General features: G+C 39.7%; 22 protein-coding genes. 8 read left to right on the top strand and 14 right to left on the bottom strand.

Annotation, left to right across the window (positions count from 1 at the left end; translation table 11 throughout):
* Positions 1-306: 306 nt before the first annotated feature.
* The 6 genes from ilvG (at position 307) to AC27HL_RS00840 (ending at position 8526) form a co-directional block, all read left to right on the top strand.
* Positions 307-1971: an acetolactate synthase 2 catalytic subunit gene (ilvG, locus tag AC27HL_RS00815; protein WP_487078262.1), complete on the top strand. Its 1665-nt coding sequence runs from the start codon at positions 307-309 to the stop codon at positions 1969-1971.
* A complete protein-coding gene (gene ilvM, locus AC27HL_RS00820; protein ID WP_487078264.1) occupies positions 1972-2229 on the top strand; it encodes an acetolactate synthase 2 small subunit in 258 nt (85 codons plus the stop codon). It begins immediately after the preceding gene.
* A gap of 104 nt (positions 2230-2333) precedes the next feature.
* Positions 2334-3260 (top strand): branched-chain amino acid transaminase, encoded by a 927-nt coding sequence (locus tag AC27HL_RS00825; protein WP_487078266.1) that lies wholly within the window; start codon positions 2334-2336, stop codon positions 3258-3260.
* A 244-nt stretch (positions 3261-3504) separates the two neighbouring features.
* A complete protein-coding gene (gene ilvD, locus AC27HL_RS00830; protein WP_487078267.1) occupies positions 3505-5367 on the top strand; it encodes a dihydroxy-acid dehydratase in 1863 nt (620 codons plus the stop codon).
* Positions 5360-6940: a threonine ammonia-lyase, biosynthetic gene (gene ilvA / locus AC27HL_RS00835; RefSeq protein ID WP_487078269.1), complete on the top strand. Its 1581-nt coding sequence runs from the start codon at positions 5360-5362 to the stop codon at positions 6938-6940. Before ilvD ends, ilvA begins: the two co-directional genes overlap by 8 nt.
* 113 nt (positions 6941-7053) lie before the next feature.
* A complete protein-coding gene (locus tag AC27HL_RS00840) occupies positions 7054-8526 on the top strand; it encodes a DUF418 domain-containing protein (protein ID WP_487078271.1) in 1473 nt (490 codons plus the stop codon).
* Positions 8527-8581: 55 nt separating this feature from the next.
* Here the strand turns inward: AC27HL_RS00840 and ubiK are convergent, their stop codons facing one another.
* The gene (gene ubiK / locus AC27HL_RS00845) at positions 8582-8833 is read right to left on the bottom strand and encodes a ubiquinone biosynthesis accessory factor UbiK (RefSeq protein ID WP_487078273.1); all 252 of its coding nucleotides are present in this window, start codon (positions 8831-8833) and stop codon (positions 8582-8584) included.
* A 185-nt stretch (positions 8834-9018) separates the two neighbouring features.
* On the opposite strand from ubiK, the gene rep reads away from it, so the two are divergent.
* Positions 9019-11043, top strand: a complete 2025-nt coding sequence (gene rep / locus AC27HL_RS00850; protein WP_487078274.1) for a DNA helicase Rep — start codon at positions 9019-9021, stop codon at positions 11041-11043.
* 107 nt (positions 11044-11150) lie between these two features.
* Entirely contained in the window at positions 11151-12110 is a 960-nt protein-coding gene (locus AC27HL_RS00855; RefSeq protein ID WP_487078276.1) for a GGDEF domain-containing protein, read from the top strand.
* Positions 12111-12150: 40 nt separating this feature from the next.
* On the opposite strand, the gene AC27HL_RS00860 is transcribed toward AC27HL_RS00855, so the two are convergent.
* From AC27HL_RS00860 to AC27HL_RS00920, 13 genes are all read right to left on the bottom strand, one after another.
* Entirely contained in the window at positions 12151-12915 is a 765-nt protein-coding gene (locus AC27HL_RS00860; RefSeq protein WP_487078278.1) for a substrate-binding periplasmic protein, read from the bottom strand.
* A 129-nt stretch (positions 12916-13044) separates the two neighbouring features.
* On the bottom strand, positions 13045-13524 hold the full coding sequence (locus AC27HL_RS00865; RefSeq protein WP_487078279.1) for a YehS family protein: 480 nt from the start codon (positions 13522-13524) through the stop codon (positions 13045-13047).
* Between the two features lie 50 nt (positions 13525-13574).
* Complete coding sequence (gene ubiB, locus AC27HL_RS00870) at positions 13575-15140, bottom strand: ubiquinone biosynthesis regulatory protein kinase UbiB (RefSeq protein WP_487078281.1); 1566 nt, start codon at positions 15138-15140, stop codon at positions 13575-13577.
* The gene (locus AC27HL_RS00875) at positions 15133-15780 is read right to left on the bottom strand and encodes a ubiquinone biosynthesis accessory factor UbiJ (protein WP_487078282.1); all 648 of its coding nucleotides are present in this window, start codon (positions 15778-15780) and stop codon (positions 15133-15135) included. Before AC27HL_RS00875 ends, ubiB begins: the two co-directional genes overlap by 8 nt.
* A 3-nt stretch (positions 15781-15783) precedes the next feature.
* A complete protein-coding gene (ubiE, locus tag AC27HL_RS00880) occupies positions 15784-16572 on the bottom strand; it encodes a bifunctional demethylmenaquinone methyltransferase/2-methoxy-6-polyprenyl-1,4-benzoquinol methylase UbiE (RefSeq protein ID WP_487079857.1) in 789 nt (262 codons plus the stop codon).
* A 136-nt stretch (positions 16573-16708) separates the two neighbouring features.
* Positions 16709-17467 carry a substrate-binding periplasmic protein gene (locus AC27HL_RS00885; RefSeq protein WP_487078283.1) on the bottom strand — a complete coding sequence of 253 codons (759 nt, stop codon included), beginning with the start codon at positions 17465-17467 and terminating at the stop codon, positions 16709-16711.
* A gap of 110 nt (positions 17468-17577) precedes the next feature.
* On the bottom strand, positions 17578-19656 hold the full coding sequence (gene recG, locus AC27HL_RS00890) for an ATP-dependent DNA helicase RecG (RefSeq protein ID WP_487079859.1): 2079 nt from the start codon (positions 19654-19656) through the stop codon (positions 17578-17580).
* 46 nt (positions 19657-19702) lie between these two features.
* Positions 19703-20413, bottom strand: coding sequence for a tRNA (guanosine(18)-2'-O)-methyltransferase TrmH (gene trmH / locus AC27HL_RS00895; RefSeq protein ID WP_487078285.1), 711 nt, complete (start codon positions 20411-20413; stop codon positions 19703-19705).
* 74 nt (positions 20414-20487) lie between these two features.
* Positions 20488-20877 (bottom strand): RidA family protein, encoded by a 390-nt coding sequence (locus tag AC27HL_RS00900; RefSeq protein WP_487078287.1) that lies wholly within the window; start codon positions 20875-20877, stop codon positions 20488-20490.
* Positions 20878-20895: 18 nt separating this feature from the next.
* Positions 20896-23004: a bifunctional GTP diphosphokinase/guanosine-3',5'-bis pyrophosphate 3'-pyrophosphohydrolase gene (gene spoT, locus AC27HL_RS00905; RefSeq protein ID WP_487078289.1), complete on the bottom strand. Its 2109-nt coding sequence runs from the start codon at positions 23002-23004 to the stop codon at positions 20896-20898.
* Between the two features lie 210 nt (positions 23005-23214).
* Positions 23215-23490, bottom strand: a complete 276-nt coding sequence (gene rpoZ, locus AC27HL_RS00910) for a DNA-directed RNA polymerase subunit omega (RefSeq protein ID WP_487078291.1) — start codon at positions 23488-23490, stop codon at positions 23215-23217.
* A 78-nt stretch (positions 23491-23568) separates the two neighbouring features.
* The gene (gene gmk / locus AC27HL_RS00915; RefSeq protein WP_487078293.1) at positions 23569-24192 is read right to left on the bottom strand and encodes a guanylate kinase; all 624 of its coding nucleotides are present in this window, start codon (positions 24190-24192) and stop codon (positions 23569-23571) included.
* 129 nt (positions 24193-24321) lie between these two features.
* Positions 24322-25299 (bottom strand): GGDEF domain-containing response regulator, encoded by a 978-nt coding sequence (locus AC27HL_RS00920; RefSeq protein ID WP_487078295.1) that lies wholly within the window; start codon positions 25297-25299, stop codon positions 24322-24324.
* Between the last annotated feature and the right edge of the window lie 14 nt (positions 25300-25313).

Here is a 25313-nt window from a genome sequence, read left to right on the forward strand (position 1 = left end):
TTAATAAATTTACAGAAAATCGATATAAAAATGCAAAACTATAGCTCAGTGATTATTAACATTCTCGTCGTGGTGATTATTAAATCGTCGCGAGGTTGTTTGTTGAGCTAAAGAAAAATAATTCTAAATAACAAACCCCTCGCTCCGAAAGGACCGAGGGGTTTGTTATTTTTAGGCTTTTTAAAAATAAAATACAACTTACTAGCATCATTAATCTTGGAGAAAACTGGCATATTACGAAGTTTTAGAATTTTTGTTCGAATTGAATGATTTCTGAATAAATGGTAATTGAAAGTTAAATGAAACATGACAACAGAAAAGAAATTTACCGGTGGAAATTTGCTATTTAACGTGTTGGAACAACACGGTGTTGAGCATGTTTTTGGCTATCCTGGCGGTGCGATTATGCCTATTTATGATGCACTTTATGACAGTAATGTTGAGCATTTTTTATGTCGCCATGAACAAGGTGCTGCATTTTCTGCCGTTGGTTACGCAAGGGCTTCAGGCAAAGTTGGTGTCTGTTTTGCCACCTCGGGCCCTGGAGCAACTAATTTAATCACCGGCCTTGCTGACGCCCTTGCTGATTCTATTCCTGTGGTAGCTATAACGGGACAAGTTGCGACGTCAGCGATGGGCTCAGATGCTTTCCAAGAAATTGATATTTTTGGTTTGTCATTAGCCTGTACTAAGCACTCCTTTCAGGTAACTGATGTTAATGAGTTAGCTAAAGTGTTGCACAAAGCGTTTGCTATTGCTTTAGAAGGCAGACAAGGTCCGGTACTAGTAGATATTCCAAAAGATATTCAGTTGGCAGAAGTTCAAGCTAGCTTAGATGAAATGGTTAGCTTGAAAAATAAAGTAAAGTTACCACCAGCTAATGTGGGTAGCGCCATTGCATTATTAAGCCAAGCAAAACAGCCGGTGTTATATGTTGGTGGTGGTGTTGGCATGGCCAACGCAATTGATGAGCTTAGGGAGTTCTCGAAAATTACCCATGTACCCAGTGTTTCGACTTTAAAGGGGTTAGGTGCCATTGCTCCAAATGATGAAAATTACTTAGGTATGCTAGGTATGCATGGTACAAAAGCAGCTAATTTGGCAGTACAAGAGTGTGACTTATTGATTGCAGTTGGTGCCCGTTTTGATGATCGGGTAACAGGTAAGCTAAATGAGTTTGCGCCGCATGCGAAAGTGATTCATTTTGATATCGACACGGCTGAAATTAATAAACGTCGAATGGCTGATGCGGCGATTTTAGGCGACTTAAAAGTAAATTTACCGGCATTGGCTATTCCATTAGCCATTGCTCCATGGCAAGAAAAGTGTCAGCAAATGAAGGCTGATTTTGCTTGGGACTATAATCATCCTGGTGAATCAATTTTTGCACCGGCGGTACTTAAAGAAGTTAGTGAGCGTATGCCTGCCAATACTTGTGTTACGACAGATGTCGGTCAGCACCAAATGTGGGCTGCTCAACATATGTTATTTGATGATCCAAGTAACTTTTTAACCAGTGGTGGTATGGGAACTATGGGTTTTGGCATTCCTGCAGCAATTGGTGCACAGGTGAGCCGGCCAACTGACTGCATTGTTGCTATATCAGGCGATGGTTCATTTATGATGAATGTGCAAGAATTATCAACAATTAAACGCTTTCAATTGCCGGTTAAAATAGTACTAATTGATAACGCTAAACTAGGGATGGTGCGTCAGTGGCAAGATCTATTCTTTAATGGTCGTTTAAGTGAGACAGATTTAGCAGACAACCCTGACTTTATCATGCTTGCCAAAGCCTTTGATATTAAAGCACAGCAGATCACAAAAAAATCACAAGTGAGTGATGCCATTGAAGAGATGATGAATCACGATGGCCCCTACTTACTGCAAGTTAAAATTAATGCCCAAGATAACGTTTGGCCTTTAGTTCCACCAAATACTGCCAATGACAAAATGATGGAGAATAGCTAAATGAACCACTATCAATTAATGATTAAAGCAGATGATAAGCAAGTGGTGCTTGAACGAATTTTGCAAGTGGCTCGTTATCGCGGCTTTTTAATTGCTGGTATCAATGCACAAGTTAATACCGGTACGCATATTGGTACTATTGAATTGCAGGTGAAAAGTGAGCGGCCCATTGAACTTTTGGTCGATCAAATTAATAAACTGATCGACATCAAAGAGGTCAAAGTAGACAATAGCGCATCACAGCGATGCATAGCATAATGCTGGATGACAATAGACAACAACAAGTATTCAAAATTAAATCAGTAAAGCTCACTTAATTTAGCTTTATCTGATTGATATAAAATAAAATTTAGGAATTTAAAATGGCTAAAGTTAATGCAGAACTTATTTGGTTTAATGGTGAACTCATGCCGTGGCAAAATGCTACAGTCCATGTAATGAGCCATGCACTTCATTATGGTTCTTCAGTTTTTGAAGGTATTCGTGCCTACGAAACACATAAAGGCACTTGTATCTTTCGTTTAGAAGAGCACATTAAACGTTTATTTGATTCGGCAAAAATTTACCGAATGAATATTCCATATACGCAAGAAGAAGTTGTTCAGGCATGTAAAGATTCTGTAGCAAAAAATAACTTAAAGTCAGCGTATTTACGTCCATTAGCTTTTCTAGGCGATATTGGTATGGGGCTTCGTCCACCAATTGATGCAGTTGCTGATGTAATGATTGCTGCCTTTAGTTGGGAAGCATATTTAGGTGCAGATGCGGTTGAAAATGGCGTTGAAGTAGGTGTATCAAGCTGGAATAGATTGGCGCCAAATACTATGCCTACAGCGGCTAAAGCTGGTGGTAACTATTTATCTTCACAGCTAATTTCAACGGAAGCGGCGCGTCATGGCTATGCAGAAGGTGTTGCTTTAGATGTTAATAATATGGTGAGTGAAGGTGCCGGACAAAATCTATTTTTAATCCGTAAAGGTGTGATTTATACACCGCCTGGAACGGCTTCAATTTTACAAGGTTTAACTCGTGATACGGTATTTTTCCTTGCCGAGCAATTGGGTTACGAGGTGCGTGAAGAGCCTATTTCTCGTGAGTCATTATATCTTGCAGATGAATTTTTTATGTGTGGCACGGCAACTGAAGTTGTACCGGTGAAATCAGTTGATGGTATGCCGGTGGGTAATGGTTCTCGCGGACCTATTACCAAAGCACTACAAGAAGCATTTTTTGGTATTTTTGATGGTACGACTGAAGTGCCAGAAGGTTGGTTAGATAACGTAGAATAACGTTAGATTAAATTCAGTGCTCGCTGATGTTAGCCCAGCTACGTGTTCTGCGTACTGGGCTAGTTTAACCTATCGTATTCACTTCATCTATTCTTGCCGCCTGATATATTTTGCATGTGAGCAAGTTAACGTTAGTTAACACTAATAAGTAAAATTATTTTAAAAGACCATTCAAGTAGTGCTTTTTTAAAATAATTCATTTCACAATTTATAGATTTAACTTAACGCATTTAGGGAATTTGTTATGCCAAAATTACGCTCAGCAACCTCGACTCAAGGCCGAAATATGGCGGGCGCTCGTGCGCTCTGGCGTGCAACAGGCATGACTGACGGTGATTTTGGTAAACCAATTATTGCCGTAGTGAATTCTTTTACGCAGTTTGTGCCAGGCCATGTGCATTTAAAAGATATGGGGCAGTTAGTAGCCGGAGCAATTGAAGAAGCCGGTGGCGTTGCTAAAGAATTTAATACCATAGCCGTTGATGACGGTATTGCTATGGGGCATAGCGGCATGCTGTATAGTTTACCGTCTCGTGATTTAATTGCTGATTCAGTTGAGTATATGGTGAATGCGCATTGTGCTGATGCCATGGTTTGTATTTCAAATTGCGACAAAATTACCCCAGGCATGTTAATGGCTGCTATGCGCCTGAATATCCCTGTTATTTTTGTCTCGGGTGGCCCGATGGAAGCGGGAAAAACCAAGCTTTCAGATCAGATAATCAAATTAGATTTAGTTGATGCCATGATCCAAGGTGCTGATCCAACAGTATCTAACGAGCAGTCAGAACAAGTAGAACGTTCTGCCTGTCCTACCTGTGGTTCTTGTTCTGGCATGTTTACCGCTAATTCGATGAACTGTTTGGCAGAAGCCCTAGGATTAGCTCTACCAGGCAACGGTTCAATGTTAGCGACGCATGCAGATCGTGAGCAACTTTTCTTAAAAGCAGGTAAACAAATTGTTGAGTTAACTAAGCGCTATTATCAAGACAACGATGAAAGTGCCTTGCCACGTAATATTGCTAGCAAAGAAGCACTGCACAATGCTATGTGTCTTGATATTGCGATGGGTGGCTCAACAAACACAATTTTGCATTTACTGGCGACAGCCCAAGAAGCTGAAATAGATTACACCATGGCAGATATGGATAAATTATCTCGTATCGTGCCGCAGTTATGTAAAGTGGCCCCGTCAACACCAAAATATCATATGGAAGATGTTCATCGTGCCGGTGGCGTTATCGGTATCTTGGGTGAGTTATCACGTGCCGGGTTATTAAATACAGAAGTACCTAATGTTTTAGGCTCAACTTTAGCTGATGTTATTGCTCAATACGATATTAAAGTGACTGATGATGAAAACGTGAAAAAGTTCTATCGTGCTGGGCCTGCTGGTATTCGCACAACTAAAGCGTTTAGCCAAGATTGTCGATGGGATACCTTAGATGATGACCGTGAGAATGGTTGTATTCGCAGTATTGATAACGCCTTTTCTACCGAAGGTGGCCTAGCTGTACTATCCGGAAATATAGCAGCAGATGGTTGTGTTGTTAAAACGGCGGGTGTGTCAGATGATAATTTAACATTCACAGGTCCCGCCCATGTCTTTGAAAGCCAAGATGCCGCAGTAGCGGGTATTTTAGAGGGCAAAGTTGTTGCTGGTGAAGTGGTTGTAATTCGTTACGAGGGACCTAAAGGCGGCCCAGGTATGCAAGAAATGTTGTATCCCACCACGTATTTAAAATCTATGGGGTTAGGTAAAGCATGTGCGTTATTAACTGATGGTCGATTCTCAGGAGGGACCTCAGGTTTATCTATTGGTCACGTTTCACCTGAAGCCGCTAGTGGTGGCACTATTGCGTTAATCGAGCAAGGGGACATTATTGAAATAGATATTCCTAATCGTGCAATTAACTTAAATGTTGATGAGACAGTTTTGGCTGAGCGCCGCGTAGCCATGCAAGCGAAAGGCAAGCATGCTTGGCAACCCGCAGAGCGAATTCGTCCTATCAGTTATGCTTTAAAAAATTATGCCATGCTGGCAACTAGCGCAGACAAAGGAGCAGTGCGAAATCGTGCCTTACTTGATGGTGAAGGCCATGACTGAAACTGAACAGCAAGCTTTAGTGCAAGCCAATGCAATTCAAGAGCAAGCACTCGATTATTTACGTAGAATACTGCTGGCGCCGGTTTATGATGTAGCGGTTGAGACTGAATTAACACCGCTAACAAAGTTATCGTCTCGTTTAGGCAACCAGGTATTTCTTAAACGTGAAGATCAGCAACCCGTACATTCATTTAAGTTACGCGGTGCATATAACAAATTAGCAAATTTATCTGAAGCGCAATGCATTCACGGTGTGATTGCTGCGTCGGCGGGTAATCATGCTCAAGGGTTAGCATTAGCGGCAAGTAAACTTGGTATAAAAGCTACCATAGTGATGCCAATAACCACACCTGAAATAAAAGTCGATAATGTTCGACGTTTTGGCGCTGAAGTGCGTTTAGTGGGTAAAAGTTTTAATGAAGCACAAACGGCTTCTTTAACATATGCAAAAGAAGAACATAAAACGCTAATTCACCCATTTGATGACGTTGATGTTATTGCTGGCCAAGGTACAGTGGCTAAAGAGTTACTACAACAGCAGCCCAAAACTGAGGTAGTGTTTATTCCTGTCGGCGGTGGTGGTTTGCTGGCAGGTATGGCGGTTTATTTAAAACAGTTACAGCCAAATATCAAAGTGATTGGCGTTGAAGCTGAAGATTCTGCTTGTTTACAAGCGGCTATGGCGGCTGGTGCCCCGATTGATTTAGCACAAGTCGGCTTATTTGCTGATGGTGTTGCGGTAAAGCGCATCGGTGAACATACTTTTAATTTGATCAAGCACTATTGTGATGACGTGATCACCGTGACGACTGACGAGATATGTACCTCGATTAAAGATATTTTCGAGCAAACCCGCGTTATTTCTGAACCCGCAGGAGCTTTGTCGCTTGCTGGCTTGCAAAAGTATTGTAAAACCAGTCAAGGTGGTGAGTCGTTGGTGGCTATTCTTTCCGGCGCTAATATGAATTTTCATACCTTACGCTATATTTCTGAACGTTGTGAATTGGGTGAACAAAAGGAAGCTGTCTTTGCCGTTAAAATACCTGAAGAAAAAGGTAGTTTTAGAAAATTCTGTCAATCACTTGCTGGCCGTGTCATTACTGAATTCAACTATCGTTACGTAGATAAAAGCACGTTAACTTCAAAAGCACAGCAAGCTAATATTTTTGTAGGTGCAAGATTAGGTGGCAATGCTGACGATAGAGAGCAGTTAACACAAAGTCTGCAAGCAAAAGGCTATCAAGTAACTGACTTTACCGAAAATGAATTAGCAAAATTGCATGTTCGATATATGATAGGCGGTCAAAATAATCTATCTGCACAAGAGCGCATTTTTCGCTTCCAGTTCCCTGAATATCCAGGTGCATTAGAAAAGTTTTTAGACACCCTTGGCGAACGTTGGAATATTACGTTATTCCATTATCGAAATCACGGTGCCGCTTTTGGACAAGTGCTGGCAGGATTTGAGGTACAATCAAGTCAAGAACAAGATTTTTTTACTCATTTGCAAGACTTAGGTTATGAATGGCAAGAAGAAACAGATAATCAAGCTTATCAAGCATTCCTGACTTAAATTGAAAAGCTTGATAGTAAATTAATTATAAAAAATGCAGCATTTCGCTGCTTTTTTTATATGGAAAGATTTATATTTAAACCTAAGAAAATTACAAAAAATAAGGAAGTTTGATGTCAAATGCTCCAACTAGCCAAGCAAGTTTGTTGCCGCCCTCGATAAATCACACAGATGATTTATCGCCAATAGCAGTTAATAAACGTATCGATGCAATGGATATAATCCGAGGTCTAGCCTTAGTTGGTATTTTGTTGATGAATATAGAGTGGTTTAATCGTGCTATAGCGGGGTTAGGCAGTCAAGATACGAGTTTAACGGGAATCGACCACGCCGTAGCTTGGTTAATTCGTTGCTTTATTGAAGGCAAGTTTTACACACTTTTTTCATTGCTTTTCGGTATGGGTTTTGCGGTGATGTTAATTAGAGCAAAAGCAGCACAACGACCTTTTGGTGCTTGGTTTTCTCGAAGAATGTTTGCGCTCATTGTTTTTGGCCTGTTGCATATGGTGTTTTTGTGGGGCGGTGACATTCTGCATGTTTATGGTTTTGCCGGGTTTTTATTACTGGCTTGGGTAACATTATTAAAGCGAGAGCGTTTTAAAATATATGATAACCCACAGGCCTTTTTTAAACTTTCTGTTGTCTGGCTCTCTGTACCCATTTTTGTAGCTATTCTGGCAGGTATTAGCTATGGCGTAATGCAAGACAATGACGAATTAACCGCACTATGGCAAGAAGAACGAAAGGTTACTGAGCGTGTTGAGGCTATTCATGCTCGCACTGATGTTTTATCAGAAGAGAATAATGCCGAAATTGAACAGCAAGAAAATACTGTTCTAGAGCCGTTGTCTTCACAAACAGACATTGAGCAACAAGCACAAGCTATTATCGCTCAGCAACAAGAATTGGCAGCCGATGAAGCAGAAGAGATAGCCGCCTTTACTCAAGGTAGTTATATAAAAGCAACAGAATACCGATTAGGCTTTATGCTGTTCATGCTGATATTTGCCATACCATTTTCTTTTATGATGTTATTGCCCATTTTTATTTTGGGTTATTGGTTAGTATCAAGCGGTGTAATGAAAAATTATCGGCAATATACAGGCGTTTTTAAAGCGATCGCCTGGGTTGGCATAAGCATGGGATTGGTAATGGAAACCGCGGGATTGTTAGTTGCGCAACACCCTGTTGCCAATCAGGTTTCACTAATACTAGCGGTAGGTGAAACTCTATTTTATATCGGTCAACTAGTCATGACGGCAGGATATTTTGGCATAGTTATGTGTTTGTTAAGTATTGAAAAGTGGCTTCAAAGACTATCAGTATTTGCGCCAATGGGTCGTATGGCGCTTACCAATTATATTAGTCATTCAGTAATATTAACCAGTATTTTTTATGGCTATGCGGGTGGCTACTTTGGTGAAATATCTCGTGCGCCGCAAATGTTAATTGTATTTGCGATTATATTATTTCAGCTATTGTTCTCACGTTGGTGGTTAAATAATTATGCATTTGGCCCACTTGAATGGCTATGGCGCTGTTTATCTTATAAAAAATTACAGCCCATGCGTATTGCTAAAAATTAATAGCTAGCGTTTTTTTGAAGGCCTATTGTTGATTAACATTAGGCCTTTTACGACTCTACTCAGCGTTAAATTTGGCTTCTAATTCAGCTACTTTAGCCTCAAGTTCGCTCAGCTTTGCGCGGGTTTTTATTAATACTTGTGTTTGTACATCAAACTCTTCTCGGGTCACAACATCAAGTTGAGATAATTTACGCTGTAAAACAACTTTAGTTTTATCTTCCATTTCGTTGGCAAATTCTTTCAAGCCTGCTGGAATCGAGTCAGTAACTTGCTTGGCGATATCTTCTATTTTTTGAGCGTTGATCATCTGAGTTCTCTTTTAGGAAAAGCAATGACGTTATTGTAACCAATCTTACCGGCATTGATAATTAATTCGTACAGAAGAATGTAAGAAATTAGCTTACTTAGAGAAAGTTTATGTTGTCTTGCGATAAAAGCAGGTAAAATTGTCGGCCGATCATCTTATTCACGAAATTGAGTTACAGCGCAGCAATGAAATTAAACCCAGGTCAAAATGAAGCAAAAAAATATGTTAGCGGTCCTTGCTTAGTATTAGCGGGCGCTGGTAGTGGTAAAACAGGGGTTATTTGCCAAAAAATTGCGTACTTAATTCAAAATTGTGGCTATAAAGCAAAAAATATTGCCGCGGTTACCTTTACCAATAAAGCTGCGCGTGAAATGAAAGAGCGGGTGGTAAAAATGATGGATAAGTCGCTAACGCGTGGCTTAACAGTGTGTACTTTCCATTCATTAGGTTTAGATATTGTACGTCGCGAATTAAAAACTTTGGGCTATAAACCTGGTTTTACCTTATTTGATGATCAAGACACTCTCGCATTATTAAAAGAGCTAACTCAAGAGCAACTTGATGGGGATAAAGACTTATTAAATAAGCTGCAGATGATGATTTCCAACTGGAAAAATGATTTGTTACTACCTGATGCCGCAATTAAGCAAGCAGGTGATGCAGATACGCGTTTATATGCTGAATTTTACGGCATGTATCAAAAACATATGAAAGCTTACAATGCCTTAGATTTTGATGACTTGATTTTAATACCGACATTATTATTGCGCAATTACCCTGAAGTTCGTGCACGTTGGCAGCAAAAAATTCAATATATGTTGGTAGACGAGTATCAAGATACTAATGCTAGCCAGTATGAATTAGTTAAGCTGATCACCGGCGAAAAAGGTTTACTAACTGTAGTAGGTGATGATGACCAATCAATCTACTCTTGGCGTGGTGCGAAACCACAAAACTTAGTACTGTTGGGGCAAGATTATCCGAACTTAAAATTGATTAAGTTAGAGCAAAACTATCGCTCAAGTGGCCGAATTCTAAAGTGTGCCAATATTCTGATTGCTAATAATCCACATGTATACGACAAAGCGCTGTTTAGTGAGCTTAATTATGGTGTTGAGCTGAGAGTAGTACAAACAAAAAATGAAGAGCATGAAGTAGAGCGGGTTGTTGGGGAGTTAATTGGCCATCGCTTTTTAAATAAAAGTAAATTCAAAGATTACGCAATTTTGTATCGCGGTAATCATCAATCTCGTTTACTTGAAAAAGCCTTGATGACTAACCGTATTCCATACAAAATTAATGGTGGTACTTCGTTTTTTTCACGCGCCGAAATTAAGGATATGATGGCGTTTTTGCGAGTATTGGTGAACCCTGATGATGACAATGCCTTTCTTCGTATTGTTAATGTACCGCGTCGTGAAATAGGGCCAACAACGCTAGAAAAACTAGGCAGTTACGCAAATATGCGACAAATTAGCATGTTTGCCGCAAGCTTCGAACTAGGGCTAGAGCAACACTTAACAGGTCGAGGACTTAGTAGTGTTCAGCGATTTACTCAATGGTTAGTGGAAACTGCAGATCACGCGGAACGAGGTGAAACCTCAGCGGTATTGCGCTCTATGGTACGAGAGATCAATTACGAAGATTGGTTGTACGATACGTCACCGAGTGCGAAAGCGGCAGAAATGCGCATGAAAAATGTCACACAATTATTTAGCTGGGTAACACAAATGCTAGAAGGTGATGATGACGAAGAACCAATGACCTTAGCACAAGTGGTTACACGCCTTACCTTACGCGACATGATGGAACGCAACGAAGATGAAGAAGATACCGACCAAGTGCAATTAATGACCCTACATGCGTCAAAAGGGTTAGAGTTTCCCTATGTATTCCTAATTGGTATGGAAGAAGGCTTGTTGCCGCATCAAACCAGTATGGATGAAGGTAATGTTGAAGAAGAGCGTCGTTTGGCTTATGTGGGCATTACGCGTGCGCAGCGTGAGTTGATATTTACCTATGCACGCGAGCGTCGACAATTTGGTGAAGTGGCCCGCACTGAGGCCAGTCGTTTTTTACATGAGCTACCGCAAGATGACTTAAGTTGGGAGCTAACTCAAACCAAGCAAAGCCTAGAGAAAAAACAAGCTACGGCGAAAATAGGTGTGGCAAACTTACGTGAAATACTGAAAAAGAAGCAAGAAAGCTAATTTACCGAGCGAGCTGGTTTGCTCACTTGTTGAGCTTATGATTGACGGTTAATATTTAGACAGGTATTTTAAATGGCTATAGAATTTCCTTAAAAGGAATTTAGTTAATGATAAAGCGCACTACATCAGAAATTATGCTACTGGTTTTAAGTGTGCTTTCTGCCTTGATAATCTCCCCGTTTGTGTACTTGCGCTATATTGATGGTGATTTTGTTGTTGCACTTGTTGATGCCTTTATAATATTTATTTTATTGCTGTTTTTTATTTTCGTATATAAAACTAGAAAAGTTGAAAAAGCAAAATTACTACTTGCAATATTTTTAGCGCTGGCAATTACTGCCGTAGTCATAATTCGTGGCATGTCTCATTTGTATTGGCTTTATCCAGCCATTATTGCTTTTTATTATATTTTACCCGAGCGTTCTGCAGGCTTAATTTGCCTAGCGGCAATTAGTGTTATTTCGCTACAAATTTATCCGCTACTTAACTTAATCGATTTTTTCACTATTGTTATGTCTTTATTGTTAACCTCACTTTTTTCTTACATGATTTTCAGTAATTACCGAAAAAGTAATGAAAAATTAGAGTTATTAGCAACGATTGACCCCTTGACTTTAAGTGGCAACCGTCGGGCTTTAGATCGGCAGTTGGCCGATGTAATTACGGCGCAAAACCGGCAACAATCAACCATGTGTTTATTGTTGTTTGATTTAGATTTGTTTAAACAAATTAATGATCAATATGGCCATGCCATTGGCGACCAAGTGCTTGTTGAAGTAGTGGCACTGGTTTCCAAACATACGCGTGTTTTAGATTCTTTATTTCGCTATGGCGGTGAGGAATTTATCATTGTGCCATTAAAGCTTAAATTAACTGATGCAGTGGTTGTTGCGGAAAAACTCAGGTGCTTAGTTGAGCAGCATATGTTTATTAATGAGATTTCGCTAACTATTTCTGTAGGTGTTGCTGAGTATGTTGCGGGCGAGTCTGCGGAGTCATGGATAAGCCGTGCTGATACCGCATTATACAGAGCCAAAAATTCAGGCCGCAACCAAGTGATTGCCTAAACTATATAAGTAGGTGTTGATAAACGACTATTCATTTGGGCTATAAATCGTATTTAGTTAAAATTGCTTGGTAATGACCTGATTTTTTAATAGCTGCCAGCGCTATTGATAGCTTATTAACTATTTCATCGGATGTCGCTAAGCTTGTCGCAATATTCAGCTCATTTGGAAAATTGTTAATTGATAGATAAGGTACAATATTTTCAGGCTTAAAACCTGCCTTTTTAATATCTCTATCCATTGCCATATAATTCGTTAATACTAAATCTAAGCGTTTATTAAATAGCATTGCCCACATATGTTTGCTGGTTACACTGAGGGATAAGTTGCTATGTTCTTTGAAGCCATTTGTTTTTAAAAAGTGTGCGGAGTGATAGCCGCGAATTGTGCCGACCATAAGCGATTTTGCATCATTAAGTGATGATAGTTGAATATTTTTATTATTTTTTATGCCAACAAGAACCGCATAACTTCGGTAAGTTTCTCCGACCCACTGGAATTTACTTTCGCGATTTGGTGTTTTCAATAAAGAAAACATAAAGGTATTAGCTTGTGTTTTTGTTGCTTGAAAACTGCGTGCAAATGGCCTTATTTCTATATCGCCAGACAAGTTTGCTTGCTTGAGCATAGCTTGCACAATTTCAACTAAAGCGCCGTCAGCCTCTCCCTGTTGATTTACAAAGTGATACGGCGGTAGCTCTTCTGCGAGAAATATAAGTGGTTGCTGCATAGCAAAAGCAATATGTGCTAAGCAACACAAAGCTATACATGAAACCTTTAAACCTAGCATACGTTTTAAAAGCATTTGATAACTACAGCAAACTGTTATTGTACATAATATAGCCTAACTGGCTTTGCAGGTAAACCAGTTAGGTTGACAGAAACCAATGATAAACTGGCAAATAGTAGCCAATTAACGAGTGTTTTTGCAGGACTATTCTCTAATTTCTTTAATGGTGTTGCGAAATTTTAAATGTAGGCCGTTGAAAAATTTTATTAATGTTTCATCATGGCATGGGCGGTAATGCTTGTGCTCGGGTTTTCTAAAAAAGGCACTAAGCTCGTGCTTGCTAAGTGTTAACTCGGCTGTTGCTAGCAAGTTAATAATGTCATCAGCTTTTAGCGCTAATGCTATTTTTACTTTATTGAAAATAACATTATTATTAATCGCTTGATCTAGCTGTGCTTGAGTACCTTCTTTTTTACCTCTATGCTCGATAATTAGGCCATCGAGAAAGCTCGCTAGAATATTGCTAGGTAGACGTGAAAACTTATGTTCACCATTTTTTCGTAGATAATTTTCAATTGCTTCATCGCTTTGTGGGCATTTAGCGTGCTGAAATAACGCTGAAATTTTTTCACTATTTAAAGCAAAAATATAACGAATATGTTGGAATACTTCGTTGTTTGTCATTTATGTTCCTGTTGAAAATACATTGCTAATGTTTTAGCAATGAAAAGTAATTAGGTAAAAGCAATTGTAAGGCAAATAGCGAGAGTTGCGATTAAAGCTAACTTAGTTACGTGCTTACTATGTTGACTTTGCTGTTGATGAAGCTTGTTCAGCATCATAAGTTGCTGACGCTGTGCTTCACGGTTAGTTTTTAAGTAGTCGTAAACTAAATCTGGAATTTCAGGTAATTTTTCATTCCAAAATGGCAAATTGTCTTTAACTTTGCTAAAAACAGCTTTTATGCCCATTTGCTCTTTTACCCAGTTTTCTAAAAATGGTTTCGCGGTTTGCCATAAATCGAGTTGTGGATATAACTGGCGCCCAAGACCTTCAATATAAAGTAAGGTTTTTTGCAATAACACCAATTGTGGTTGCACTTCCATATTAAACCGGCGGGCGGTATTAAAGAGATTTACCAATACTTGGCCGAATGATATTTCAGACAATGGTTTATTAAAAATAGGCTCGCAAACAGTGCGGATAGCAAATTCAAATTCGTCGACACTAGTGTTACTAGGTACCCAACCAGAATCTACGTGTAATTGTGCTACTTTGCGGTAATCGCGATTGAAAAAGGCGACAAAATTCTCTGCTAAATAACGCTTATCTTCTCGGTTTAACGTACCAACAATACCACAATCTATGGCAATCCAGGTTGGATCGTCAGGGTTGCTAGCGTTTACAAATACATTGCCTGGGTGCATATCAGCATGAAAGAAGCTATCACGAAACACTTGTGTAAAAAATACTTCAACGCCTCGCTCTGCCAATAGTTTCATATTAACGTTTTGCGCCGTTAAGGTCTCAATTTCACCTACGCCGATGCCGTAAATACGTTCCATTACCATCACGTTTTTTGAGCTATATTCACTATACACTTCAGGTACATACAGCACCTTGTCGCTTTTGTTGCCCTGACTGAAGTTTCGATTTAATTGAATGGCGTTGGCGGCTTCTCGGTTTAAATCAAGCTCTTCCAAAATGGTTTTTTTGTACTCTGCAACCACTTCTACAGGACGCAATCTTTTTCCATCTGGTAGCCATTTCGCCACGATACCAGCAAAGCGTGACATGACTTTAATATCAGCTAATATTGTTTTTTTGATATTTGGCCGTAAGACTTTTATAACGACTTCATGCTCGCTGTTTTGGTGTAACAAGGTTGCGGTGTGTACTTGGGCAATTGAGGCAGAGGCAAGCGGAGTAAAGTCGAAATGTTGGAAGTGCTGTGCAAACGCTTCTTGGCCCATTGCATCAATGATGATTTGTTGTGCATCCTCACCTGAAAATGCCGGTACTTTGTCTTGCAGCAGTGTAAGTTCAGTTGCAAAATCATCAGGTAATAAATCGCGGCGTGTTGATAACATTTGGCCGAATTTTACGAATACGGGCCCAAGAGATTCAATGGCAATACGGAAGCGTTCAGCTTTGCTTTTATCTCGATGCTGGTTACGTAACCAAAAAAGTGACAAGCGAGCAAATTTAACATACCAAGGTAAGTATTTTTTCGGCACTAGCTCATCAAGACCAAACTGCAAAAATGTTTTTACTATTTTGTATAAACGCTTGCTACTCACTATGTGCCTTATTAGGTTGTTTAATTAAATGTTTAATACGCTCACTAAGCTGTTCAACCTCATTAAAAACTTGTTCAACATCTTGATAGTAATATGATACTTCACTTTTGGTAACTAAAATGTTTTTTTCATGAATTAACCATTCACTGGCGTCAGCTTGGATTTGTTGACGGGCAAAATTTAGCTTATTAGCAAAGACCGTCCCGAGTTGGCCAAGTTTATAGGTAGGGATGTCGCCAATACGCTTTGCTAACTCAGTTCGCCAGTCAATATCAAATGAGCTGGCAATATCGGCAAAACGTTGGGCGATTTTTATGTCACCATCAATATCTAATTGATTTTGTTTAATTAAGTCGGTTAGTTTTTGTTGATCTTTTAACGCAAATAAGGTTTTTACACTAGCCGTTATGCAACAATCACTTGCACTTTCACCAGATGTCACATTGATTTTTTCGGCAGAAATAGCAAAGTTAATTGGAAAACCTAATTCGGCTAACTTTACCGTTAGGGTTTTCTCATTTAACGCGGTCAGTGCGCGGGTACCATGCAAGTTATAAACTAATGCTTGGTTGCATAATTTTTCAATGACCGCACTTAAGGCTTGAGCAAACATTATTTGTTGGCTGAAAGAAGACGCCATAAATTAAAACTTATAGCCTTTGTGCAGTGCAACTACACCACCGGTTAGGTTTTTATAACTGGTTTGTTCAAAGCCGGCATCGTCCATCATAGACTTTAATGTTTCTTGATCAGGGTGCATACGAATTGACTCTGCTAAGTACTGATAACTATCGCCGTCTTTTGCAACAAGTTCGCCCATTTTTGGCAATATATTGAACGAGTAAAAGTCGTAAGCTTTATTAACGATCTCGTGTTCAGGCTTCGAAAACTCTAACACTAGTAGTCGACCACCTGGTTTTAGCACGCGAAAAATAGAACGTAATGCCATGTCTTTATCGGTAACATTGCGCAAACCAAAAGCAATGGTGACAATGTCAAAGGTATTATCTTCAAAAGGTAAGTATTGTGCATTGGCTTGTACATACTCAATATTTTGTACTAAGCCTCGATCGCGAAGTTTATCGCGACCAACATTAAGCATAGAGCTGTTAATGTCGGCTAAAATCACTTTTCCTTCACGACCAACAAGTTGTGAAAACTTGGCAGTTAAGTCACCTGTACCGCCAGCTAAATCTAATACTTTATTGCCGGGACGAACGCCGCTGGCGTCAATAGTGAAACGTTTCCACAAACGATGAATGCCAAATGACATTAGATCATTCATCACGTCGTATTGTTGGGCTACAGAATGAAAAACACCGGCGACTTTCGATTCTTTTTCATTTTTGTCGACGGTTTGAAAGCCAAAATGTGTCGTGTTTTCATCGCCACTAGCGTTATTGTTGTGATGATTTTGATCGTGTGCTGACATCATAAGTTCACTATTAACTAAAATTGTTGATAGTTTACCGTATTTTCTTTGATTAATTAACTATTGAGATCAAGGCAATAATTAATAATTGCCTAAGTGTTATTAAAGACACGTGTCAGAATTGATTTATGGGTATTTAGAACCATTTATCGGCGATAGCTTTGATTTTGCCTTGTGCCTGTAATTCTTGATAGGCGGTTGTTATTTTTTGACGAATACGTAAGGAAGTATTTTTGCTAGCGGCGATATAAAGCTCATCTACAGAATTGGACAATTCAAAAACTTCGGTAATATCGTTTTTAGCAATTGACATGAGTTTTAAACGCCAATTTAAAATGTATTCATTGGCAAAGAAGTATTGCGCTCTGTTTTTAATGATTAGTGCAATCGCTTGTTCTTTTGAGTTAGTTAAAATTATGTTTTTATCGGTTATGTTTGGATAGTTTTTTAGTATAAATTGATGATGATCATAGCGGCTAATTGCGATAATTTCATTACTGATTTGGTCAAGAGATGTTAATTTACTTTTGTTATTTTTGTTGCTCCACAAGCTAGTTTTACTGTCGCTCAGTTTTATTAGCCAATGAAATTCTTGCTCGCGCTCGGGTTTTCTTACCATAGAGAGAATAAGTGTATTAGGCTTTTTTTGGCCAATTCTATAGGCTCGACTCCAGCTCATCGGCATAATTGAGTAGTCAATAACTGCTTGTTGCAGTGTGCTTTTTAGTACGTCGATGCTATAGCCTTTAACGGGGTATTTAGGATTTTCATCAATAAATTGAAATGGCGGCATGTGCTCGGTCACAACCATAAGATTTTCATTTCTGGCTTCCGCCGTTATTGAAAAAATGGCAACCACTAGTAAGTAAATAATGATTAAAATGAAACGGAACATGTAATGCTTTGATCGTAAGAAAAATTAATTAGCGCAAATTATAAGCGATTTGTATTACAAGTAATTTGTATATTTGTAGTCACTTTGTTAACAACTGTACAAAGGTTACATTAAGCATTTGAATAATGTTCACGGTTGCCAAGCCAGCGGTCAATAAGTGCTTGTGCTTGCGCAGGATATTGTTTCCAAATGAGGTAGGCGTTTTGCTGTACTTGTGGAATTAAATGCGCATCTCGTTGTAAATCCGCTATTTTTAAATCTGCCAGTCCAGTTTGTTTAGTTCCAAGTAATTCACCTGGGCCTCTAATTTCCAAATCTTTTTGTGCAATAACAAAGCCGTCGTTACTTTCCCGTAATACATTTAAGCGCTTGGTGGCGGTTTTAGACAAGGGTGCTTTATACATTAATACGCAATGTGAAGCGATTGAGCCTCGGCCAACACGACCGCGCAATTGGTGTAATTGCGCAAGGCCTAGTCGCTCTGGATTTTCAATGACCATTAAACTTGAGTTAGGTACATCAACGCCAACTTCTATTACCGTGGTTGCAACGAGTAAATCTAATTTGGCTTGTTTAAATTGTTCCATAACAGCTTGCTTTTCATCGGCTTTCATTCGGCCATGTACTAAGCCAATTTTTAGTTCTTTTAAATGCTCTTGCAAATATAAGGCAGTATCTTCGGCTGCTTGGCATTGTAATACTTCTGACTCTTCGATAAGTGTACATACCCAATATGCTTGGCGATTATCATTGATGCAGCCTTGTCGGATACGCTCGATAACATCATCTCTGCGACTGTCGGGTAAGGCTATAGTTTGAATTGGCGTACGGCCCGGTGGCAATTCATCGATAACAGAGGTATCAAGGTCGGCGTAGGCCGTCATGGCTAATGTTCGCGGAATTGGGGTAGCTGTCATGATGAGCTGGTGCGGATAGTTACCTTGCCAAGCTCCTTTTTCTCTAAGCGATAAGCGTTGATGAACGCCAAACCTATGTTGTTCATCAATAATGATCAAAGCTAACTTATTGAATTCTACTTGCTCTTGAAATAGTGCATGAGTACCTATGACCATTTGCATATCACCGCTGGCAATATGCTCGAGGGCAATTCGTCGTGCTTTGGCTTTGGTTTTTCCTGCCAGCCAACCGACTGAAATGGCAAGCGGTTCAAACCACTTTTGAAAATTTATGGCGTGTTGCTCAGCTAATATTTCAGTGGGGGCCATTAATGCCACTTGAAACCCTTGACCTATCGCTGTGATTGCCGCTAAGGCAGCAACTAAGGTTTTTCCTGAACCAACGTCACCTTGTACAAGTCGCATCATAGGTAATGGCTTTTGTAAGTCTTGCTGAATTTCAGAGGTTACTCTTGCCTGAGCACCTGTTGGGGCAAATGGCAGTGATGCGAGAAATTTTTCACTTAATGATTTATTTAGTGTTAGTGCAATAGCGGGGTGTTGGTCACTCGAAGCCCGTAGCTTTAACATGCTTAAGTTGTGAGCGAGTAGTTCTTCTTTTATTAATCTAAGCTGTGCTGGGTGTTTCCCTTCTTCTATTAAAGTAACGGATGTATCTGGAGGTGGGCGATGAATTAGTGCCAGCGCTTCCGATAAATCATACTGTTCATGACTTATATCCTTCGGTATAAGCTCTTCCACTCGCCCTCGTTGTAGACGTTTTAATGCTTGCTCAGTTAAATTTCGTAATGAAATTTGTCGTAAGCCATCTGTGGTTGGATAAACGGGTGTTAATGTTTCTTCCACAGGTGTTAGTACTTGGTCTTGATCGAGTGGCTTGTATTCAGGGTGAACTATTTCAAAACCCCGCATGCCTCGGTTAATTTCTCCGTAACAACGAATACTTAAACCAATTGATAAACTGTTTTTTTGGCTGGCAGAAAAATGGAAAAAACGTAGATTTACGCTACCCGTGCCATCGTTAATGGTTACTAGCATCATTCGTCGTTTACCTTGAATGATCTGGTTTTGGGTAATTTCACCAATAATATTGGTATAAATTCCCGGTATAAGATCTCGAACTGAGGTAATACGGGTGCGATCTTCATACCTTAACGGTAAGTGAAACAGCAAGTCTTGTAAGCTGGATAAGCCTATTTTTTCCAGTTTGCTGGCCATACCAGGTCCTACCCCTTTTAAGGTGGTAACTGGGATTTGAGCGAGATTTGTCAGCGCTTCAGTCTGGCGTGGCACGGCTTAATTTCTCTATGCTGTTAGCTTATTCGTTATCAATATTCTGCCAAGCATCTTGAGTCATTTGCATTTGTTGCCACCATTGTTCTGAGGCTACTATTTGTCCGTCGTCATCAATAGCTGGGTAAGGTAAGCCCTTACGCTGACATGCTTTAGCAAAAATTGGATGACCACCTTCAAATAAAATACGCTGACGACGTTCATGACTTATGCTTGGTTTATTGTATAACCCTGCTGCTTGTCGCTGGCGCTGTGCTTCATAAAGAACAACAGAACAGGCAACTGATACATTTAACGATTGCACCATACCAACCATAGGTATAATGATATCTTGATCGGCAAGTTCCAACGCCTTTTCTGATGCGCCAAATTTTTCTTGGCCGAGAATAATCGCGGTGGGTTTAGTGTAGTCAATTTCGCGAAAGTCAACCGCACTGTCAGATAAGTTAGTGACTAATACTTGCATACCTTGCTTTTTTAATTCAGCAATGGCGTCTTCAGTGGCACTGTAATTGTGTACATCAATCCAGTTTTGGCTACCGGCCGCACTACCACCAGAGACACGCATTTGTTCATTCTTCCAGATGGCATGAACATCGCTAACACCGACAGCATCGGCGGTACGAACTACCGCGGCTAAATTATGGTTTTTATGCACGCCTTCCATACACACAGTTAAGTCAGGCTGGCGATGATCTAACATGCTGTTAATTCGTTGTAGTCTATCTGGGGTCATATTATTTTCTAACGTTGGATGAAGAAGAGGTAAGCACTTTTTCGCATACTTACCTATTATTTAATGCTTGTTAATTAGCTATAATTTGGCAATTCCATAACGCCGTCTATTTCTATAGCCACATCTTTTGGTAAACGCGCCACTTGTACAGCCGCTCGAGCAGGATAAGGCTGCTCAAAGTATTGACTCATAATTTCATTAACCGTAGCGAAATTGGCTAAATCTTGTAAGAAAATATTAACCTTAACCATATCATTAATATTGCCACCGGCTGCTTCACATACCGCCACTAAGTTTTTAAAAACTTGCTGTGTTTGTTCTGCAAAGTCTTCAGAAACAATTTCCATTGTCGCTGGCACTAAAGGAATTTGGCCTGATAGATAAACGGTATTATTAACTTTAACGGCTTGACTGTACGTACCAATTGCACTTGGCGCTTTGTCTGTATTGATAATAGTTTTCATTATTTTTCCTAAGCTAGTTTATTTGTTACGAACAACGCGTTGTACGTCAACCATAACTTTAATTTTTCTAATAATATCGGCGAGGTGGATACGATCGCGACAAGTTATTTCCATATCGATTAGATATAATCCGGAATCTTTTTCGCCGGAATTCAATGTGTGTACATTTGAGCCACCGCGAGCAATAACATTGGTTAAGGCAGCTAATGCACCTTTATGATTCATTATTTCTATACGTAGCTTGGCAATAAAGTCTCGATCGATGTCAGTATCCCATTTTACAGGGAATAAGCTACCTTGCTCATGGCCTTTGTGATTACGGCAGCCCTGCTGGTGTACCATTAAACCTTTGCCTGGGCTAAGGTAAGCAACAATTGAATCACCAGGTATAGGTCGACAACATTTACCATAGCTAACCATCATGCCTTCTGTACCTTTAATTGGCATTTTTGTTTTTGAAGGTGCTTGTTGTAAATCAGACTCTTCAGAAAATTCATCTTTCAAGCGTTTAGCAATACCTATGCTCAACGCGTTACCTAGACCTATATTGATCAGTAACTCTTCAATATTTTCATTGCCTGAGTCTTTAACAACCTGGTTTAACTTATCTTCATCAATATCTTCAAGTTTGGTGGAACCTAAGGCGTGGCTTAACAGGCGTCGGCCTAAAGCTAATGATTCAGTTTGCTCTTGTGAACGTAGGTAGGTTCGGATTTGCAGTCGTGCTTTCGAAGTGACAACAAAGTTTAACCAAGTTGCGTTTGGCCTTGCTGCTGTTGAAGTAATCACTTCAATTGTTTGACCAGAGTCTAATGGTTGGCTCAGCGGAAATGGTTTACGATCAACTTTTACGCCAACACAAGAATTGCCAACATCGGTGTGGACAGCATAAGCAAAATCAACAGCTGTAGCACCCATAGGCAATTCAATAATACGGCCATCAGGTGTGAATACGTAAATCTCTTCGGGGAATAAGTCTGACTTCACGTTTTCAATAAATTCAAAAGAGCTGCCGGCACTTTGCTGCAATTCTAATAAGCTTTGCATCCATCGACGCGCTTTCATTTGCGCGGTAGTGCCCGATTCGTCGCCATCTTGCTTATAAAGCCAGTGTGCCGCAACGCCTTTATCGGCCATTTGGTCCATATCATTGGTTCTAATTTGAATTTCAACTGGAATGCCGTGTGGACCAATTAACGAAGTGTGCAATGACTGATAGCCGTTGGTTTTTGGAATAGCAATATAATCTTTAAAACGAGTTTCAATAGGTTTGAATAAGTTATGCACGGCGCCTAATGCACGATAACAGTCATCAATTTTTTCGCCTACGATAATTCTAAAGGCGTAAATATCCATGACTTCGTTAAACATTAATTCTTTGTTTTGCATTTTGCGGTAAATTGAATATAAATGCTTTTCACGGCCAATAACTTGTGCCTTTATACCGCTTTCCGCTAAACGGGCAACTACCTCACCTTGCGTATTGTTAATGATCTCTTTGCGATTGCCACGCGCTTGTTTAACCGCTGACTTTAATGCTCGAGAGCGCATCGGGTAGAGCGCTTCAAAGCCTAAAACTTCTAATTCATTTTTAACATCATGAATACCTAGACGGTTTGCTATCGGGGCATATATGTCTAAGGTTTCTCTGGCAATACGGCGACGTTTATCTGGGCGCAATGATTCCAGCGTACGCATATTATGGGTGCGATCGGCAAGTTTAATGAGAATAACGCGAATATCTTGCACCATGGCCAATACCATTTTACGAAAGTTTTCCGCTTGCATTTCTTCTTTATTGTCGAACTTTAGTTTGTCGAGCTTACTAACACCTTCAACAAGTTCTGCAACGGTATGGCCAAATAATTCTGCTAGCTCGTCTTTGGTGGTGGCTGTGTCTTCTATAACATCGTGTAATAATGCTGCCATGAGAGTTTCATGATCTAGATTCATTTTGGCGAGATTCAGTGCCACCGCGACAGGGTGCGTAATATAAGGCTCACCACTTGAGCGCATTTGGCCGTCGTGTGCTTCACGCGCGACAAGGTAAGCTTGTTTTAACAGATCAATCTGCACTTTCGACAGATAGTTTGATACATGTTCTTTTAATGGTTCAAAAAGGTACACCCGATACTTCCTTAATGATATTTGTGATTCTGTCTAGTTCAGTAAAGTTAGAATACGACTATTTTGCCGCAATGCCAATGTTTTAGCATGCTAGCATCCATTTTTGTTATTTATGTGCTAAAAAACGTACAGATAATAAAAAACGCGTAAATTACTAAAAAGTAATTTACGCGTTCTATTGTTGCGATTAACGTAAAACGTTAATAATAATTATTGGTTGCCACCAACAATTGCTGCAACAGCTGCTAATTCAGCAGAATCTTGCTGTATTTGCTCGTGACGCTCTGAATTGTCCATTACTTCTGTAGTAATTAGACCTTCTTCAATTTCACGTAAAGCTAATACTGTTGGTTTGTCATTTTCAACTTCAACCAAAGGATCTTTTCCGCCCGTAGCAATTTGACGAGCACGACGAGATGCAATTAACACCAAGTCAAAACGGTTACCGACTTTTTCTACGGCACCTTCAACAGTTACGCGAGCCATTTGGTCACTCCAACAATTAAATTTAAATACAAAATAGTGGCGTAGTTTACTTGATCCTTACCTAGGTAAGCAAGCATTCTAGGCTAATAAATCTTTAAATAAGTTTTGATGCTCTTGAGCTTGTTGGCTACGTTTTAATCGCTGATTGTTAACGATAGTGGTTAGATCGGTAAGCGCTTGCTCGAAATCATCGTTAACAATAATGTAGTCAAACTCTTGATAATGTGAACATTCAGCTTGTGCTTGTGCCATTCTGCTTTGGATCACTTCTTCGCTGTCTTGGCCACGGCTGCGTAATCTATTTTCTAATTCTTGTTTTGACGGCGGACTAATGAAGATAGTGGTCACATCAGGTTTTTTCATTCTAACTTGTTGTGCTCCTTGCCAATCAATATCTAAAAATACGTCGATACCTTGTGCGAGTTGTTGGTCTATAGCAACTTCACTGGTGCCATAATAATTGCCAAAAACTTCCGCATGCTCATAAAAGGTATTGTCGGCAATGGCCTGCTGAAATTGCTCTTTACTAACAAAGTGATAATGCTGACCGTTCACTTCTCCAGGGCGAGCATCACGCGTGGTATGAGATACGGATACTTGCATTGGTCGAGATGTTGCTTGCTTTAGCAATGCTGTAATTAAGCTAGATTTACCAGCACCGCTTGGCGCTGACAAAATGAATAAATTGCCTTTGGTTGTCAAAATTTTTCCTTTGTAGTTGTATAAATCACAACTTTACAATGCTAAAAGTTAATTGCGCGCACTATACCCAAATTCGTTGTTAAATTCGACAATAAAGTCGCTTAAGGAAGTGAATTTATCCTACTCCCTTTAGGAGATATCGAGAGAAATTTGTTGCTCGTTGAGATTTAAATCGAGCAGGCTAACAGCATTTCGGGTGCTATTTTTTACCATATATAGCCTCTCGTCTGCCTGTTGCATTATTTGTTCAACCGATAATTTGTCATTAGGAATTAATTGGATGGCGCCAATACTTACCGACACATAGCTGTTTTGACTAATGGCGTGATGAGGAATTGCTAACTCTTGGGTGTTGGTTAAGCACTTGGTAAGAATTTCGTCAGCGCAGGACTGTTGTTGAACAGGGAAATAAAAGTAGAATTCTTCACCGCCACAACGGAAAATCGCCCCACCATACTCAAACAAGGTTCTTCTAATCCCGTTTGCTATTTTGCGTAGCACAACGTCGCCTTGTTGATGGCCGTAATGGTCATTGTATTTTTTAAAGTGGTCAACGTCGATAATGCCATACACCATTGGGCTTTTCGCATTTTTTGATGAAATCCAGTAGTCGACACTATCTTGCTGCCATTTACGACGATTAGGTAATTCCGTTAGGCTATCAAATAAAGCGAACTTTTGTAGTAGATTGCGTTGTCGAACTATTTCTAGATGAGTATTCACCCTGGCACGGACTATGCCGTAATTAAAAGGCTTTTGAATATAGTCACATGCTCCCATCATTAAGCCTTTTTCTTCATCTTCGGCATCTTGTAATCCGGTGATAAATATAACGGGAATATTGGCAAGTTTAGGGTGTTGTTTCAGCTTTTCCATTAGCTCAAAACCATTTTCTTCTGGCATTAGTACATCGAGTAAAATAATGTCAGGGTTTTCTTGCAGTGCTCGTTCAAAGCCTTGCCGAGCACTTTTAGACACAACAACGTTGTAGTGATCTTTAAAGATTGATGCCAACACCTTTAAGTTGACACTTTCGTCATCAATACACAGTATTGTGTAATTTTGTTCGCCTACTCGGCGATTTTCTTCCTTGGAAAACGAATGCATGGTACTACCTCTAT

This window comes from Colwellia aquaemaris (genome assembly GCF_057548755.1).

Coding starts and splice junctions, on each gene's coding strand:
- ilvG (WP_487078262.1), top strand. CDS start 307: ATGACAACAGAAAAGAAATTTACCGGTGGAAATTTGCTATTTAACGTG.
- ilvM (WP_487078264.1), top strand. CDS start 1,972: ATGAACCACTATCAATTAATGATTAAAGCAGATGATAAGCAAGTGGTG.
- AC27HL_RS00825 (WP_487078266.1), top strand. CDS start 2,334: ATGGCTAAAGTTAATGCAGAACTTATTTGGTTTAATGGTGAACTCATG.
- ilvD (WP_487078267.1), top strand. CDS start 3,505: ATGCCAAAATTACGCTCAGCAACCTCGACTCAAGGCCGAAATATGGCG.
- ilvA (WP_487078269.1), top strand. CDS start 5,360: ATGACTGAAACTGAACAGCAAGCTTTAGTGCAAGCCAATGCAATTCAA.
- AC27HL_RS00840 (WP_487078271.1), top strand. CDS start 7,054: ATGTCAAATGCTCCAACTAGCCAAGCAAGTTTGTTGCCGCCCTCGATA.
- ubiK (WP_487078273.1), bottom strand. CDS start 8,833: ATGATCAACGCTCAAAAAATAGAAGATATCGCCAAGCAAGTTACTGAC.
- rep (WP_487078274.1), top strand. CDS start 9,019: ATGAAATTAAACCCAGGTCAAAATGAAGCAAAAAAATATGTTAGCGGT.
- AC27HL_RS00855 (WP_487078276.1), top strand. CDS start 11,151: ATGATAAAGCGCACTACATCAGAAATTATGCTACTGGTTTTAAGTGTG.
- AC27HL_RS00860 (WP_487078278.1), bottom strand. CDS start 12,915: ATGCTTTTAAAACGTATGCTAGGTTTAAAGGTTTCATGTATAGCTTTG.
- AC27HL_RS00865 (WP_487078279.1), bottom strand. CDS start 13,524: ATGACAAACAACGAAGTATTCCAACATATTCGTTATATTTTTGCTTTA.
- AC27HL_RS00875 (WP_487078282.1), bottom strand. CDS start 15,780: ATGGCGTCTTCTTTCAGCCAACAAATAATGTTTGCTCAAGCCTTAAGT.
- ubiE (WP_487079857.1), bottom strand. CDS start 16,572: ATGTCAGCACACGATCAAAATCATCACAACAATAACGCTAGTGGCGAT.
- AC27HL_RS00885 (WP_487078283.1), bottom strand. CDS start 17,467: ATGTTCCGTTTCATTTTAATCATTATTTACTTACTAGTGGTTGCCATT.
- trmH (WP_487078285.1), bottom strand. CDS start 20,413: ATGACCCCAGATAGACTACAACGAATTAACAGCATGTTAGATCATCGC.
- AC27HL_RS00900 (WP_487078287.1), bottom strand. CDS start 20,877: ATGAAAACTATTATCAATACAGACAAAGCGCCAAGTGCAATTGGTACG.
- rpoZ (WP_487078291.1), bottom strand. CDS start 23,490: ATGGCTCGCGTAACTGTTGAAGGTGCCGTAGAAAAAGTCGGTAACCGT.
- AC27HL_RS00920 (WP_487078295.1), bottom strand. CDS start 25,299: ATGCATTCGTTTTCCAAGGAAGAAAATCGCCGAGTAGGCGAACAAAAT.